The sequence below is a fragment of the Nonomuraea sp. NPDC049784 genome (assembly GCF_040659615.1).
GTDB lineage: Bacteria > Actinomycetota > Actinomycetes > Streptosporangiales > Streptosporangiaceae > Nonomuraea.
The window spans coordinates 1-15,557 of sequence record NZ_JBFAMX010000018.1 but is presented as its reverse complement, the minus strand read 5'-3'; the positions used below and the strand labels follow the sequence as shown (position 1 = coordinate 15,557).

Below are 15,557 nucleotides of genomic sequence, written 5' to 3'. Positions count from 1 at the left end.
CTTCCGGCGGCGATGAAAGATTCAGCCGCGGGCAGGGCGGGTCGCGCGGTGAGCTTGCCTGGTCAGGTGTGTGGGGCAGGCGCGGTCATGGGCGCGGGGGAGGGGCCTGCGTTGACACCTCGGTAAGGTCCCGCGAAACATCGTCGTCAAGAGACGGCTTGGGAGCGCTCCCATGCCGTGGCCCTCGAGTCCCGAAGGCGAGCGATGTCATGTCCCGTCCCCTCGCGCTGCGTTCCCGGCTCTGGGCCGTCGTCGCCTGTCTCGCCATGGCGATCGGCGGCATCGCCGTGACCGTGCCCGCTTCGGCGGACACCGGATGCAGGGTGGACTACACCGTCAACTCGTGGCAGGGAGGCTTCACCGCGCAGGTGAAGGTGACGAACTTGGGGACGGCGCTCAGCGGGTGGCGGCTGCGGTGGACGTACGCGGGGGACCAGCGGGTGACGAGTGCGTGGAACGCACAGGTGGAGCAGAACGACAGGGTGGTGACGGCGGCCAACGTGGCGTGGAACGGCGCGTTGGCCACGGGTGGCAGCGCCGAGTTCGGCCTGCAGGCCACCTGGTCGGCGGCCAACCCCACACCCACCGACTTCACGCTCAACGACGTGGCCTGCAACGGCACCACAACCCCGAGCCAGACCCCCACCGTCACGCCCACCGTCACCCCGGCGGTCACCCCGACCGTGCCGCCCGGCTGCTCAGGGGCGACGGTCTGCTCGGGATTCGAGGACCAGACAGGCAGCCCGTCCGGCGAGTGGCAGGTCGTCACCCCCAACTGCGCAGGCACCGGCACGGCCGCGATCGACACCGCGATCTCGCACAGCGGCGGCAAGTCCCTGCGGGTCAACGGGGGCGGCGACTACTGCAATCACCTCTTCGTCGGCACCACCCGCGACGTCTCCCACGTCGGCCCGGTGGTCTACGCCAGGATGTGGGTCCGGCACACGACCGCTCTGCCCGCGACCCACGTCAGCATGATCACCATGGCTGACGCCAACGACGGCAACCGCGACCTGCGCATCGGCGGCCAGAACGGCGCCCTGCAGTGGAACCGCGAATCCGACGACGCCACCCTGCCCGAGCAGAGCCCGGCTGGGGTCGCGCTCAGCGCCGCGCTGCCTGTCAACCGCTGGGTCTGCCTCCGCTACGAGGTCGACACCTCCAAGCAGTCGATGCGTACATATCTGGACGACCAGGAGGTCGCCGGCCTCCGCGTGGACGGCACCCCGACGCAGGACATCGACTCCCAGTGGCTGCGCCGCACCACCGCGCCGCGCCCGGCCACACTGCGGCTGGGCTGGGAGAGCTACGGCAACGACCAGGACACCCTCTGGTACGACGACGTGGCACTCAGCTCGTCACCGCTGTCCTGCTAAGTCGAGCCCGCGGTGCTCTCCCTGACCATCAGCCGGTGCGGCACGATGATCTCGGAAGGCGCGGCGGGCGAGCCGTTGATCGAGTCCATCAGCGTGTTCACCGCCCTGCGCGCGATCTCCCCCTTGTCCGGGGCGATCGTGGTCAGGCTGGGTGTGCTGTACTCGCCCTCTTCGATGTCGTCCACCCCGACCACGGCCACGTCGTCGGGGACGCGGCGGCCCGCCCTGGTCAGTGCCCTGATCGCGCCCAGGGCGAGCAGGTCGTTGTAGCAGAACACCGCGTCGGGCGGCTCGGGCAGGGCGAGCAGGTGCTCCATGGCCTCGGCGCCCAGACGCCGGTGGAAGTGCGAGGTGGAGACGACGAGCTCCTCGTCCACCTCCAGGCCGGCGCGGGCGTGCGCCTGGCGGTAGCCGGCGGTGCGCAGCTGGGCGGTCTCGCCGGTCGCGTACGGCTGGTCGCCGATGGCGGCCACCCGGCGGCGGCCCAGGTTCAGCAGGTGGGTGGTGGCCTCGCGGGCGGCGGCGACGTTGTCGATGGCCACGTGGTGGAAACTGCCGTTGAAGATGTGCTCGCCAAGCAGCACGATCGGGATCCGGTTGCCGCGCCCGCGCAGCTCCTCGGCGGAGATCGTCAGCGGGCTGAGCAGCAGCCCGTCGAACATCGTGGCCCGCGAGTCCCGCCCGAGCAGCTCGCGCTCCCGGTCACCGTCGCCGTCGGTCTGGTCGACCATCACCACGTAGCCGTGGGCGCGGGCCGCCGTGATCACCTCGCGGGCCAGCTCGGCGAAGTACGGTACGTCCAGCTCGGGCACCACCAGGGCGATCATCCCGGTACGCCCCTGCTTGAGATTGCGCGCGATGAGGTTGGGACGGTAGTCGAGCTCGTCCAGCACGGCCTGCACCCGGGCACGCAGCTCGTCTGACACCGGCGCGTAACCGTTGACCACGTTGGACACGGTGCGAATCGATACGTTCGCCCGCTTGGCGACGTCGCGCAGCGTTGGACCGGCCATGCGTCTCCTATACCCTCCGAAGGCTGTGCCTGGGAAGATCCCCAAACCGCTCTTGCATCGTTGCAGACAAGTATGCATTATGTCTGCATCGTTGCAGAGCCCTCACTTGAGCCCAGGCCGAGGAGACAGAGATGTCCACACCCCACATAGACCGGCGCGGTTTTCTCAAGGGAGCCCTGGGCATCGCCGCGGCCGGTTCGCTGGCGGCGTGCGCACCGGGCGGCCCGAGCACGCAGCCGAGCAAGCTGGCCGCGCCCGCCGCGTCGGCGTCGTCGGCCAAGGGCGAGATCACCATCTGGAACCGGTCGGGTGACCTGTTCAAGGTGTTCGACGCGGCCATCGGCAAGTTCCGCGAGGCGTACCCGGGCGTCAAGGTGAACCACCAGGCCGTGGACATCGACGCGAAGCTGGCCAACACGCTGATCAGCGGCACCGACGTGCCCGACGGCAGCTTCTGGGACGACGCCAAGATCGGCGGGCAGGCCGAGCACCTGTACGACCTGACCGACCTCATCACGCCGTACCGGGACCAGACCTCGCCATACAAGCTCTCCGTGAACACCGTGGACGGCAAGATCTACGGTGTTCCCTGGGACCTGGACCCTGGGCTGCTCTGGTACCGCGAGGACGTGCTGGAGAGCGCCGGAGTGGATCCCGCGAGCCTGGCCACTTACGACGACCTGCTGGCCGCCGCCAGGACGGTCAAGGAGAAGGACCCCAAGACCAAGCCGATCCACCTGGAGAAGACCCCGTTCCTCAGCCAGCTCTGGCTGGAGATGCTGGCCAACCAGCAGGGCACCAGCCTCACCGACGCCCAGGGCAAGCTGCGGCTGGACTCCGCCGAATACCGGCGGATCTTCGGCTGGATCCAGAGCGCGGTCAAGGACGACCTGGTCACCCACGCCCCCTACCTCGAGCCCGCCGACGTCAACACGCTGGACAGCGGCCAGCAGGTGTTCGTGCCGTGGGCGATCTGGTGGTCGTTCGCGCCGCAGCAGCTGCTCAAGGCCACCAAGAGCAAGTGGCGGGCCGCGCCGCTGCCGGCCTGGACACCGGGCGGCGCGCGCAGCGGCGCCATGGGCGGCAGCAGCTTCGTCATCCCCGCCAAGGCCAAGAACCCCGAGCTGGCCTGGCTGCTGTACGAGTTCCTGTGCTTCAAGGAGCCCGGCTACACCGCCGTGTACGGCCCCAACGCCGTCTACCCCGGCGGCCTGTCCACCTCGATCCCCAGCTTCACCCCCGCACTCGACCCGGCCAAGCCGCTCTTCCAGCCCATCGAGGCGCTCGGCGGCCAGGACCTGTGGAAGGTCGCCGTCGAGGCCGCGGGCACCATCCCGGCCGCCGCGCCCATCCCCTGGTGGTGGGCCCAGTCGGTGGACTACCTCGGCAACAACATGCAGCGCCTGATCGAAGGCAAGATGTCCCCCGACCAGGTGATCACGGAGTCGGCCGAGAAGATCCAGCGCAACCTGATCGACCGCTCATGAGTCTCGCGAGCATCACCCGGGCCGGTCGGCCGCGCGTGAGGTCCACGCGGCTGTCGCCGTACCTGTTCATCGCCCCGTTCTTCCTGGTCTTCGCCGCGTTCGGGATCTACCCGCTGATCTACGCGCTCCAGCTCAGCTTCATGCGCTGGCGGGGCGCGGGCGCTGCCCACTGGGTCGGCGCGGACAACTACCTCTACCTGCTGACCAGCCCGGACTTCTGGGCCTCGCTCGGCAACAGCGCCGTCATGTGGCTGCTGATCGTGCCGATCCAGGTCGTGGCCGGGCTGGGCGGCGCGGTGCTGCTGGCCAACGCCAAGCTGCGGCTGCGCGGGCTGTTCCGGGTGGCGTTCATCGCGCCGTTCGTGACCCCGCTGGTCGCCATGGCGCAGGTCTGGATCGTGCTGTTCGACCAGGACTACGGCCTGGTCAACTACCTGCTCAACCTGGTGGGCCTGCCCGACGTGGGCTGGCTGACGTCCACGGCGTGGTCCAAGCCGACGCTGGCGCTGCTGTTCCTGTGGAAGACCACCGGGTTCGCGATCATCATCCTGCTCGCCGGCCTCCAGGCCGTCCCAGGAGGTGTGTACGAGGCCGCCGCGCTCGACGGCGCCTCCCGGTGGCGCCAGTTCTGGTCGATCACCGTCCCGCTGGTGCGGCGGAGCATGGCGTTCCTGGTGGTCGTGCAGACCCTGGCCGTCTTCCAGATGTTCGCCGAGCCGTTCGTGGTCACCGAGGGCGGCCCATACGGCTCCACCACCACCGCGGGCCTCTACCTGTACGACCACATCACCGCCTCCGACCTGGGCACCGGCGCCGCGAACTCGTTCCTGCTGGTCCTGCTGGTCTTCGGCCTGTCGCTGGTGTCGGTCAGGCTGCTCCGGCCGAAAGACGAGGTGTCATGAACCAGACCCGCCCCGGACCCCTGCAGTACGCGGTCCTGGCGCTGCTCGCGATCGTGTTCCTGTACCCGATCTGGTGGGCGGTCAGCTCCTCGCTCAAGCCGGCGGCCGACATCATCGCCGACCCCCTGTCGATCGGCGCGCTGACGCTCGACAACTACCGGGCCATGTTCGCCGACGTGCCGATCGGCACCGGGTTCGCGAACACGGCGCTGGTGCTGGTGGTCAGGGGCGCCATGACGATGTTCTTCTGCCCGCTGGCCGGATACGCCTTCGCCAAGTACGACTTCGCCGGCAAGAACGTGCTGTTCGGCGTGGTGCTGCTGACGCTGATGCTGCCGACGCTGGTGCTGATCATCCCGCTGCTGCTGGAGATGAGCGCGCTCGGCTGGGTGAACACGTACCAGGCGCTCATCCTGCCGGGCAGCATCGACGCGTTCAGCATCTTCTGGATGCGGCAGACCATCGCCGCCATCCCGGACGAGCTCATCGACGCGGGCCGGGTGGACGGGGCGGGCGAGTTCGGCATCTTCGCCAAGGTCGTGCTCCCAGTGATCCGGCCCGGACTGGCCGCGCTGGCCGTGCTGACCACCATGAACATCTACAACGACTTCGTCTGGCCGGTCGTCGCCGTCAACGACACCTCGCACCAGACCCTGCAGGTGGTCCTGTCCACCCTCGCGCAGAACGTCACCGGCAACCGGATCGGCGCCGACTTCGCCACCGTGTGGGGCGAGCTGCTCGCCGCGGGCAGCATCGCCATGCTGCCGCTGCTGGTGATCTTCGTACTGCTGCAGCGCCACTTCATCAACGGCATCCTCGCGGGCAGCGTCAAGGGCTGACCCGCCGTCCCCACGGAAGAGAGCACCATGGAATACCCCCGTCCCCACTTCGACCGGTCGCACTCCTGGTCGAGCCTGAACGGCGAGTGGGACTTCCGGGCCGACACCGAGCCGGACTGGAACAGGACCATCACCGTGCCCTTCGCCTGGGAGACCCCCGCGTCGGGCATCGAGGCCCACTGGCTGCCCGTGGCCTGGTACCGCCGCCGGATCACGATCCCCGCCGAGTGGGCGGGTCAGAGAGCCGTGCTGCACTTCGGGGCCGTGCACCACGGGGCCACCGTCTGGGTCAACGACGTCGAGGTGGTCACGCACCGGGGCGGCTACACGCCGTTCGAGGCCGACATCACCGACGCCCTGCGCGGCGACGGCCCGCAGGAGGTCGTGGTACGGGTCTCCGCGCCGCTGGACAAGCGGGAGCTCGCGCACGGCAAGCAGCGCAGCATCCCGCGCGACGACTACGACGGCGTCTGCTTCACCCCGTCATCCGGGATCTGGCAGAGCGTCTGGCTGGAGGCCCGGCCCGCCACGTACGTGTCCGCGCTGAAGCTGCGCCCCTCTGAAGGGCTGGACGCCATCGAGGTGGAGGCCCGGGTGGCGGGGCCGTCGGAGTCCGTGCTCCACCTGGCCCTGCGCGGGACGGACACGACGGTAGAGGTCCCGGTCGCGGAGGGCGTCGCACGAGCGGTGATCCCCGTCGCCGGGCCGCGGCTCTGGTCCCCGGACGACCCGCACCTCTACCACGTGGACGCCCGCCTGACCTCGGCCGACGGCACCGACGAGGTCGCCGCCTACACCGGGCTGCGCCGCGTCGAGGTGATCGGCGAGGACCTGTATCTCAACGGCCGCCGCCTGTTCGTGCGGGGCGTGCTCGACCAGGGTTACTGGCCCTGTACCGGCATCACCGCCCCCGACGATGCGGCGCTCCGCCGCGACATCGAGCTGGCCGCCGCCGCGGGCTACAACCTGGTACGCAAGCACCTCAAGCTGGAGGACCCCCGCTTCGTCCACCACGCCGACGTGCTCGGCATGCTGGTGTGGGCCGAGCCCGCCGCGACCGGGCGCTTCTCGGCGGAGTCGGTGACCGCGTTCGAGGAGCAGATCGCACCGATGGTGGAGCGTGACGGCAACTCGCCCGCGATCGTCATCTGGGGCCTGTACAACGAGGAATGGGGCCTGGACTGGGACATTCCGGGCGACCCGGCCAAGCAGCAGGCGGCGGCGCAGGCGTACGAGCTGCTCAAGGCCCTCGACCCGACCAGGCCGGCCGTGGACAACTCCGGCTGGACCCACGTCAGGACCGACCTGCTCGACTGGCACTACTACGACGAGTCCGCCGCCTCCTGGGGCAGGACGGTGGCAGCGCTGCTGGACGGCGAGCAGGACGACTTCCCGGTGCGGCTCGGCCCGGACTACGTGGTGCGCAAGAAGCTGGCCGGGGTCCCGTCCCAGCCGCTGCGCGGGCTGCCCAACCTCAACAGCGAGTACGGCGGCGGCTTCACCAGCGTCGAGCGGGCCTGGCACCTGCGCTGGCAGACCCAGGAGCTGCGCTGGCACGACCGCCTGGCCGGCTACGTCTACACCGAGCTGTACGACATCGAGCACGAGTCCGCGGGCCTGCTCGACTTCGAGCGCCGCGCCAAGGACCTGGCCGGCGTGGACCCCGCCGACGTGAACGCCGAGACCACGCTCGTGCTGGACGTCGTCCCCGTCGCGCCCGGCCGCGACCTGCTGAGCGAGTCGCGTGAGGTCACCGTGCCCGTCCACGTCTCGCACCACGGCGCCGAGCCGGTCAACGGCCATCTGCACACCGCGTGGACCCCGGTCTTCGGCCCGGCTCCCACCGCCCCCGGCGCTTTCGGCGCGGAGGGACCGTGGATCGAGGCCAAGCCGTTCGTGCTCAGCGGCCCCGCCGAGGTCGGCGCCGCGCTGCCGGACGGCTGGACGAGCGGGCGGCTGCACATCGCCCTGGTCAGCGGTGGCACCGTCGTCGCCCGCTCGGCCGTGGACGTGGACACCCACACCGCCCCGGTCATCGGGGACGACCCGACCGCCTGACCCGGACGCGCTCTACCGCTGACCGTGCTGGGGGGTCAGAGCCACAGGCGCAAGGAGAGGGCCGCGAGGAGGATGACGATCGAGATGACGGTGAGGACCTTCCCGAGGGTGGAAACCGGCTTCAGCCTGCTCAGGCCGGGACGCCGGCGGTACCACGGCTTCCGGCCCTCGCCGTCATCCTCGGGGGCGGTCATGCGGTCGAGGCCGGCCTTGACGCTGTTGGCGACGGACGTTCCGGTCAGGCCCAGTCCGCGCACCGCGCTGTCCGCCAGTGTGTGCAGCATGGTCGGGGCCGTTCCGGCTGCGCTCACGGCCACCATCGCGAGCAGGAACGTCTGGGGAGGGCGGTCCAGGCCCGCGAGGATCTCTTCGATGTCGGCCGAGGTGAGCAGCCGGCGATGGCTCACCCAGAGCACATCCTGGTAGTAGAGGAGGCTCTCCTCGGCGGCGCAGATGGAGCTGATCGCCTCGATGAGGTAGCGGTGTTGCGTCAGCCCGTACTTGACGGCCTCCATGGCCCGTGGATCAGTGGGGACCGCGCGGCGGTCCGCCTCGGAGACGACGATGTCCAGCACCTTGCGGTTGCGGGACCGGACGGCGACGTGGAACAACTCGTCCTCCGACATGCCGTCCAGGATCTTGTGCAGCTGCTGGGGGCCCTGCAGGTTCGCGATGAGCAACCGGCCTGAGGGAGCGCTCCGCGGCAGGAGCCGGCTCAGCGCGGCGAGCAGCGCCGGCGGGAGGTCGGGCTCCGATCGGCGCGAGCCGCCCAGATCGACCAGCATCTCCTCTACGTCGGCCGCGTGCATCGGCGACGCGTACAGCAGCTGCAGCAGAATCTCGAAGAAGTTCCGCACTACGGCCGAATCGGCCAGCCTTTCGGGCGGGCGGATGGGGTTCGCCCTGATGAACACCCGGTAGGTCTTACGGTCCCGGTCCGGGACCCGTTCGCGAGCCCGCTGCGCCAGCTGCGTGTTGAGGCCGCTGAGCCGCTGCTCCTCGGCGTTCGCGATGCTCTCACGGCACTGGTGCAGCAGCTGCTCCACCGAGGGTTTCGGCGGGCGTACGACGGCGGTGTGCTGGTCGGGCGCGGCCGGGAGCCGGGCGGAAGTGCGGCCGCGGAGCAGTCTGGACGCCGCGGCGCGGTGGGACAGGTTGTCGAAGTCGCGCGGCTCCGCCAAGGTGGCGAGCCACCTCATCAGCTCGCAAAGGTCCTCACCCTGATAGCGCTCCAGCTCCTTCTCATAGAACTGTGCCTGGGGCGGGTACGACTCCGCCGGCTCACCGGCCTCCCAGGGCAGCTCCCACGTCCCGTGGGTGGGCGACACCTCGGCGAAGGACAGGCGGATCCGGTGCCGGGAGGCGCTGTTGGTCCATGTCGAGACCGCGAGCGTGTGGCGGAACCCGTACGGAAGCAGCCCCGCCACGGCGTCGAGGAAATCCAGCCGCCGGTCCATGGACAGATGACCGGCCCGCACCACGCAGACGGGCCGCCCGGTGAGCAGGAGCGCCGCCGCCCGCCGTGCCGTGCCGTTCACCTCACCGGCGAGCTGACGCTCGTCGTACGCCGCGAGGGAGAGCGGGAAGGGCCGGTCGCCGGAGAAGTCCCCCTCCTGCAGCGCCTCGTACAGAGCCCGGTACGACACCCTGGACGGCTCGGAAACGAGGTCCGCCCAGCGTGCGCAGACGTAGTACGTCATCGCGTACGGGCGTTGGAAGCCGTCCTGGGATTCCGGCTCGGTCTGCAGGGACAGCCCCAGCCAGGGCTCGCCGTCCGGGCCGGTGGCGAAGTAGTTGGTCGCCACCCGGGGGAGGGCCTTGGGCTCCATGGTGCCGGAGGTGAACGCCTTGAGCCACATGCCGAAGTCGGCGTTGCTGATCGCGCCCGTGCTGCAGCCGATCACACTGTAGTCGTCCAGGCTCTCCGGGGTCTTGCCGAGGATCGCCCAGTGGGCGGTCAGTCCTCCCATCGTCTGCTCCTCATCATGCCGGGCCGGAGCATGCGGCCGAGCCAGATCACGGGCTCCATCACGTTCAGGGGGCGGATGGCCCCCCGGATCGTCAGCCCGCCGTTCGCGTTGTCGATGACGTTCAGGAAGTCGTCAGGGTCGAAACGGCCGTAATCCTCATCGATAAACAGGCCCACCGAAGACGTTACGAAGTACCTGATGCGGTCCTCATGGAAGAACGCCTCGATCAGGTCGAGGATCATCTCCGCGTTGTGGTCCTGGGCCTCCCGGCACAGCAGCCGGAAGAAATCGCGGACCCGATCCTCGGGCACACGGGGGATCCGCAGCTCATCGGTGGGATCCCGTTCCGTGTACCCGTCTTCCATCGCGATCCTCAGCACCTTGGGGTCGTCGTACTTGGTGATGCAGACCGCGATGTAGTGGGGCAGTTTGCCGTCCTCGTACTCGTCCCCGACGAGCATCCGCCCGGCGACCTCGTGCAGCGCGGCGTCCAGGTGTTTGAAGGCGTCGCCCACCCGGGCCTCCCGGTCCGGGTCGAACATGTAAATCAGCCCGCGGCTCTCGACCAGGCTGTCGACCAGCGCCTTTTTGTCGATGTTCGTCTCGGACTCGGCGTACAGGTCGCCGCGCAGGTCCAGGAAGTCGAGCTTGACCTTCGGCGCCTTCGCCACATGCGTGGCCCACGGCCACCACCATCGTCTGCGCGGCGCCTCCGCCGGGCCGATGACCATCCAGCTGTAGTGGGTCAGCGCCTCGGTCGGGGCCGGGAACGTGCGCGCCTGCAGCAGCGTGTTGCGCAACTTCGCGAGTTCTGTCCGGGACACCGGGTTCTCCCCGATGAGCCGCCAGCCCGCGTCGGGGGCCTTGTTCAGTGCGATGCTCAGCGCCGCCAGGAAGGCGGTCTTGCCGCTGCCCGAAGCCCCCCACATCGCGATGTCGGGGTCGCGACCGCGCTCAGGACCGCCGGGGGCGGAGTCAGTGTCGACCACCGATGTCCTCATTCTGGGAGACGAAGGGAAGGGAAAGCGCGGCGCCAGGCTCTTTCACCAGGCCGAGCCGGACGACGAGTTCTTCCGCGTTCACCGCATCCACCTGGAACAGCGCGGCCGAGCCGAGCCGACGCCAGGGAGACGAGAGTGCGGGCGTACTGTCGCAGATGGCCGCGCTCCTCAGGCCGAGGCGCTCTTCCAGCTCGTGCAGCAGCGCCAGCCAGTCGTACCGCGCGGGGCAGGGGGGCACGCGGTCGAGGCCGGACCGCGGGGGATGCGGCGGCCGAGCCCCGATGGTGAGCAGCGCCGTCTGTGGGTTGCCCTGCCGGGAGAGCAGCCGGGCGTGCACCTCCCCGAGCACGTCCTCGAGCTGGGCGGCGTTCGGGTAGGTCGGCGCGGTTGGCTGCAGGGACTCCAGGGCGGCCCGTGCCTGCGCCGTGGAGGCGGACCAGACGGCCAATGTCGGCCGGGTACGGTCCGCGTGCCTGGCGCCGAACACGTGGGTGCCGTAACCCACGACGGACACCTCGAGCTGCTGGAGGCCGAGACCGCGCTCGGCGAGAAGGTCGATCACGTAGCCGGCCCAGTGGCAGCGGGCCTCGAACTCCTCCATGGTCCCCGCCGTCTCTATGGCGCACACCAGGTGCGCGGGCCGGGGCGCGGGTTCCAGCCGGTCCGGCAGTACGGCCATCACTTCGGCCCACGGACGCGTGTCCGGCTGGAGGCCGGGGACCTCGGGGAAGCGCACGACGCCGGGCCGCTCCAGCACCGCCCGCAGCACATGTCGTCCGGGCGGCAGCGGCGCGTGGTCCACCGACACCAGCTCCGATGGCTGGAGCAGGCCTGACCAGGCGGAGACCGCGAGCAACATGCCTGTCGGCGCGGTGCAGGTGACGGTCACCTGGGCCTCGTCCCCGGGCTTCGCCCCGGAGCCGAAGAGCCGCTGTCCCACGAGTTCGAGCCAGCCGCCGTCCGAGCGCTCGCGGGCCACGATCAGGTCGTACGCCTGACGCAGGGGCGCGCCGGCGATCAACTCGGCGAGCAGCTCCCCGACCTTGACCCCGGGCGCCTCGACGACCTGGGCCGATGGGCGCCATTGTCGCAGCGCGCGTAAGGCCGCCTCCTGTTCGGGCCCGTCGGCGGAGCGCACCACCATCACCGGGTCCTCCTCGTCGGCGGAGATCAGATCGCCGGCGACCCGGAGCACCGCGTCGAAGACCTCATCGCCAGAGGCGGTCAAGGTGGACCACTTGGCGGCGGCTCTGCGCGTGTGGTACGGCGTGCCGACCTCGTCGACGCGGACCTCGAAGATCCGTATCCCGGCGGCGTCGATCTCAACGACGGCCAGCCGTTCCCTGAACGAGGCGATCAGATCGGTGAGATCGCCACGCAACCCGCCCTCTGCGAAATGGTTCAAAAAATCTCCCGCCAGATTCGAACTTTTATTCGTTACAATGCCCTGTTTGACACTAATTGGCGGGACATGTGGCGATAAAGGATGATTATCAATACTTTGTCCGATTTCTGGTGGTTTGTGATTGCTCTTTGCTCCTTGTGAAAGCTGTTAGTGGCGGGGTGCCTGACATAGTTTGTGATAAATCAAGATTGCCGGTTGTTTATGGTAGTCAGTGGATTACTCACGGGGTAGGGCGTACAGCGCCTTGTCCCTTCTCCCCGGAGCCGCGCGTGGTCGGTAGATGGTTGATCGTCCTGTCGGGTGCCCGTTCGGATGTGCTCGAGAAGCACAAGGGGGAGCGCGCCAGGTTTCACGGCCTGGGTGGCGCCCTCCTGACCACGGCCTGCATCGCGGCCATCTCCATGACATTCGCGCTCGCCTCGGCGCTCAAGGTGTTCCTGCCGGTCGCCGTCCTGATCGGCCTCGTCTGGGGCGTGGCGATCCTGAGTCTGGACCGGTGGCTCGTCACGTCCCTGCCGGTGCAAGGTGGACGGCGCTTCTGGCTCGCCCTGCCTCGGGTGCTCCTCGCGTTGCTGCTGGGCGCCGTCATCTCCACGCCGCTGGTCCTGCAGATCTTCAAGCCCGAGATCGATGCCGAGATCGTCGACATCCAGCAGGAGAAGGCCGACGCGTTCACCCGCACGCAGCAGGGTGGCGAGACCGGCCGGCGCATAGCCGCGCTGCAGAAGTCCGCGGAGGCTCTGCAAGCTGTGGTCGCCTCTCGCGGGGAGACCGCTCTCGATCCGGCGGCCGACCCCCGGATCCAGGAACTGAACAAGTCGCGCGATCAGGCGGTGAAGCAGCGGGACAAGTTCTACCAGGAATGGCAGTGCCAGCTGTACGTCGGGCCGCCCAAATGCGCGAAGAAGGGGTCCGGGCCTCTTGCGAAGGCGGCGGAGGAGGCGTACAGGGCCGCCGGCGAGCGGGTGAATGAGATCAACCAGCAGATCGAGCAGCGCAAGAAACAACTCAGCGTCACCCAAGAGGCCGGAAAGGCGAGCAGGCTGGCCCAGGCGGAGCAGGACCTGCGCGGCGTACAGGCGGAGCTGGACAAGCTGACCAAGCAGCAGGCGGGGCTCCGGGACGGCTTCGCCTCGGAGATCCAGGGGTCCGACGGCCTGATGCTGCGGCTGGAGGCGCTCGGCAGGGTGTCGCAGGACAACGCGACCCTCAACATGGCCAGGCTCTTGCTGTTCCTGTTCATCCTGCTCATCGAGTGTCTGCCGGTCCTCGTCAAGCTGATGCAGCGGCCTGGTAGTTACGACACGATCGTGGCCGCTTTGGACAGGGTGGAGATCGAGAAGGCCATGGACGACATCTACAAGGGGGACAGACGGTCGCGGCGGAACGACTGGGGGGACGGCACGACCCGGCCGTACATCGCGGACGAACCCCGTACCGAAGTTTTCCACCAATCCGGCACGCCGTCCTCGCCCCCGCGCACGGAGCGCCTCGAGCGCAGGAGCTTCGAGGACGATGCACTTCGTAATCTCCGCGACAACCGTGCTTCCCGGCCGGTCGGGACCGGCGACGGACGGCGCGCTGAGCACGCCGGACTGAACGATGATTGGTGATCGCATCGCCGGCCGGTTCGTCATCGAGGCGCAACTGGGCGCCGGCGGCATGGGACGGGTCTGGCGCGGCCGGGACTGCAAGCTCGACCGCGTGGTGGCGCTCAAGCAGGTACGCGCGGACGTCGGGCGCCTGGCAGAACTGAAGAAACGGGCGAAAGTGGAGGCGCGGGCGCTGGCTCGGATCGACCACCCGGGCATCGTCCGGGTCCTCGACGTGCTCGACGTCCCGGACGGCCCGTGGATCGTGATGGACTACGTGCGGGGCGACGCGCTCAGCGCGCTCATCAAGAGGGAAATCCTGTCCGAGCCCGCCGTGGCGCGGATCGGCGCCCAGGCGCTCGACGCGCTCGTCGCCGCCCATGCGGTAGGGGTGTTCCACCGCGATGTGAAACCGGACAACATCCTGATCACCGCTGCCGGGCAGGTCGTCCTGGTGGACTTCGGCATCGCCGCCATCGAGGGCCACGAGCGCATCACCATGCTCGGTCAGGTGGTCGGCACCCCGGACTTCACAGCCCCTGAGCGGCTACAAGGCGACCCGGCAAGCGAGGCGTCCGATCTCTGGTCGCTCGGCGCCACCCTCTACACGGCCCTGGAGGGACGTCCGCCCTTCCACGGGAGTTCCGACCAAGCCACCAGAAACGCCATCCTCGCTTTACCCGCGCACCCCATGACCCGCACGAGCAGTCTCCAATCGACGATCAACCGGCTGCTGGTCAGGAGCCCGGACAACCGGATGAAGGCCGGTGAACTGGCGCGGGAACTGGAACGGGTCGCCAGGGGCAACCCCGGGGCGGGGCCCCGTGGGACATCGCGAGGCCCCACCACGGGACCTCCTTCGCCCCCGCCCCCGCCTCCGCCTCCGCGGACGAATGGGGCGAATAGGGCCGGAGGGATGGGCGGCGGCGTCTCCGGAGGAAACCGGAGCCGCGGCCGAGGCGGGAACGGCGCGGGCCCGGATGGTGGCGTGGCGGCGCAACGAGTGCGTCGGGCGCTCGCCGGTGCCGCCGCCGCGGAAAGAGGCTCGAAGATCCTCGAGCTGCCCGCCGGCGAGGCGGCGAAACTCCTCTCCCAGCACTGGCAGTTGTTCACGACCGACGCAGTCGAGGAGATGTGCCGCCAAGCGGCGAAGAGTGCGACGATCCTGGGCATGTTGCTCCCTGTCCGCGTGGGCCGGCTGCTGGACCAGGTACGAGACCCGGACCTCGTGGCCGGGGTCGTACTGGCGATGGACTCCCGCCACCGCGGAGACGTGCTCGGTCACATGCACGATCGGCATTCCGCGGCGGCCATCGAAGCGATGGCCGCCGTCGACCTCCGGCAGGCCGGCCTTGCGGTCGCCGCGATGCCGAAGGGCCCGGCCGGTCAGGCGCTGAGCCGCCTTCCGTCCGCCACGATCGCCGGGCTGCTCGCGCATTGCCCGCCTTCCGACCGCGACCGGCTGCTGCCCCTGCTGCCGTCCGCGACTCGGGAGGCCGTTGAACGGAAACCAGCCGCCGGAGGATAGGCGGGCACGACGACATAAGTCAGCCCAGTGTGGCCGCCTTGCGCAGCAGCACTGAGCGTTCGCGCTGGTTGGTGCACAGCCGGGCCGCCAGCTCCAGCTCGGCGCGCGCCTCCGGTCGCCGTCCGAGCCGGGCCAGCAGCTCGCCGCGTACGGTCGGAACCAAATGCGAACCGGGGAGCCGGTTCGAGGCGATCAGCTCGTCCACGATGGCCAGGGCTTGCGCCGGGCCCGAGGCCATGGCCACGGCGACGGCCCGGTTGAGCTCGACCACCGGCGAGGGCGCGACCCGGCCGAGCGCCTCGTAGAGCACCACGATCCGGTCCCAGTCGGTCGCCTCGACGGAGGGCGCCGACGCGTGGGCGGCGGCGATCGCGGCCTGCAGGCCG

General features: G+C 69.5%; 11 protein-coding genes and 1 pseudogene. 7 read left to right on the top strand and 5 right to left on the bottom strand.

The window, feature by feature from the left end; genetic code table 11:
• Positions 1-209: 209 nt before the first annotated feature.
• Entirely contained in the window at positions 210-1,376 is a 1,167-nt protein-coding gene (locus AB0J09_RS07365; protein ID WP_360686606.1) for a cellulose-binding domain-containing protein, read from the top strand.
• Here the strand turns inward: AB0J09_RS07365 and AB0J09_RS07360 are convergent.
• Positions 1,373-2,389, bottom strand: coding sequence for a LacI family DNA-binding transcriptional regulator (locus AB0J09_RS07360; protein ID WP_360686603.1), 1,017 nt, complete (start codon positions 2,387-2,389; stop codon positions 1,373-1,375). The two genes, AB0J09_RS07365 and AB0J09_RS07360, sit on opposite strands and share 4 nt — an antisense overlap.
• A 131-nt stretch (positions 2,390-2,520) precedes the next feature.
• On the opposite strand from AB0J09_RS07360, the gene AB0J09_RS07355 reads away from it, so the two are divergent.
• Genes AB0J09_RS07355 through AB0J09_RS07340 form a run of 4 tightly spaced genes read left to right on the top strand, consistent with a single transcriptional unit; the run spans position 2,521 to position 7,675 of the window.
• Complete coding sequence (locus tag AB0J09_RS07355; RefSeq protein ID WP_360686601.1) at positions 2,521-3,876, top strand: extracellular solute-binding protein; 1,356 nt, start codon at positions 2,521-2,523, stop codon at positions 3,874-3,876.
• Complete coding sequence (locus tag AB0J09_RS07350) at positions 3,873-4,778, top strand: sugar ABC transporter permease (RefSeq protein ID WP_360686598.1); 906 nt, start codon at positions 3,873-3,875, stop codon at positions 4,776-4,778. The genes AB0J09_RS07355 and AB0J09_RS07350 overlap by 4 nt, the downstream gene beginning before the upstream one ends.
• Positions 4,775-5,617, top strand: coding sequence for a carbohydrate ABC transporter permease (locus AB0J09_RS07345; RefSeq protein ID WP_360686595.1), 843 nt, complete (start codon positions 4,775-4,777; stop codon positions 5,615-5,617). Before AB0J09_RS07350 ends, AB0J09_RS07345 begins: the two co-directional genes overlap by 4 nt.
• A gap of 27 nt (positions 5,618-5,644) precedes the next feature.
• Positions 5,645-7,675 (top strand): sugar-binding domain-containing protein, encoded by a 2,031-nt coding sequence (locus tag AB0J09_RS07340; RefSeq protein WP_360686592.1) that lies wholly within the window; start codon positions 5,645-5,647, stop codon positions 7,673-7,675.
• Positions 7,676-7,710: 35 nt separating this feature from the next.
• Here AB0J09_RS07340 and AB0J09_RS07335 read toward each other — a convergent pair whose 3' ends face one another.
• The 3 genes from AB0J09_RS07335 to AB0J09_RS07325 are packed head-to-tail and all read right to left on the bottom strand — an operon-like array spanning position 7,711 to position 12,051.
• The gene (locus AB0J09_RS07335) at positions 7,711-9,645 is read right to left on the bottom strand and encodes a hypothetical protein (protein ID WP_360686589.1); all 1,935 of its coding nucleotides are present in this window, start codon (positions 9,643-9,645) and stop codon (positions 7,711-7,713) included.
• Entirely contained in the window at positions 9,633-10,634 is a 1,002-nt protein-coding gene (locus tag AB0J09_RS07330; protein WP_360686586.1) for a hypothetical protein, read from the bottom strand. The genes AB0J09_RS07335 and AB0J09_RS07330 overlap by 13 nt, the downstream gene beginning before the upstream one ends.
• Positions 10,621-12,051, bottom strand: a complete 1,431-nt coding sequence (locus AB0J09_RS07325; RefSeq protein ID WP_360686583.1) for a hypothetical protein — start codon at positions 12,049-12,051, stop codon at positions 10,621-10,623. The genes AB0J09_RS07330 and AB0J09_RS07325 overlap by 14 nt, the downstream gene beginning before the upstream one ends.
• A 269-nt stretch (positions 12,052-12,320) precedes the next feature.
• Here AB0J09_RS07325 and AB0J09_RS07320 point away from each other — a divergent pair, with 269 nt between their 5' ends.
• Together AB0J09_RS07320 and AB0J09_RS07315 are read left to right on the top strand one after the other, a co-directional pair.
• Positions 12,321-13,664, top strand: coding sequence for a DUF4407 domain-containing protein (locus tag AB0J09_RS07320; protein ID WP_360686580.1), 1,344 nt, complete (start codon positions 12,321-12,323; stop codon positions 13,662-13,664).
• The gene (locus AB0J09_RS07315) at positions 13,654-15,171 is read left to right on the top strand and encodes a protein kinase (protein ID WP_360686577.1); all 1,518 of its coding nucleotides are present in this window, start codon (positions 13,654-13,656) and stop codon (positions 15,169-15,171) included. Before AB0J09_RS07320 ends, AB0J09_RS07315 begins: the two co-directional genes overlap by 11 nt.
• A gap of 19 nt (positions 15,172-15,190) precedes the next feature.
• On the opposite strand, the pseudogene AB0J09_RS07310 reads toward AB0J09_RS07315, so the two are convergent.
• Positions 15,191-15,557 (bottom strand): annotated as a pseudogene (locus AB0J09_RS07310) (RNA polymerase subunit sigma-24); the annotation flags it as partial.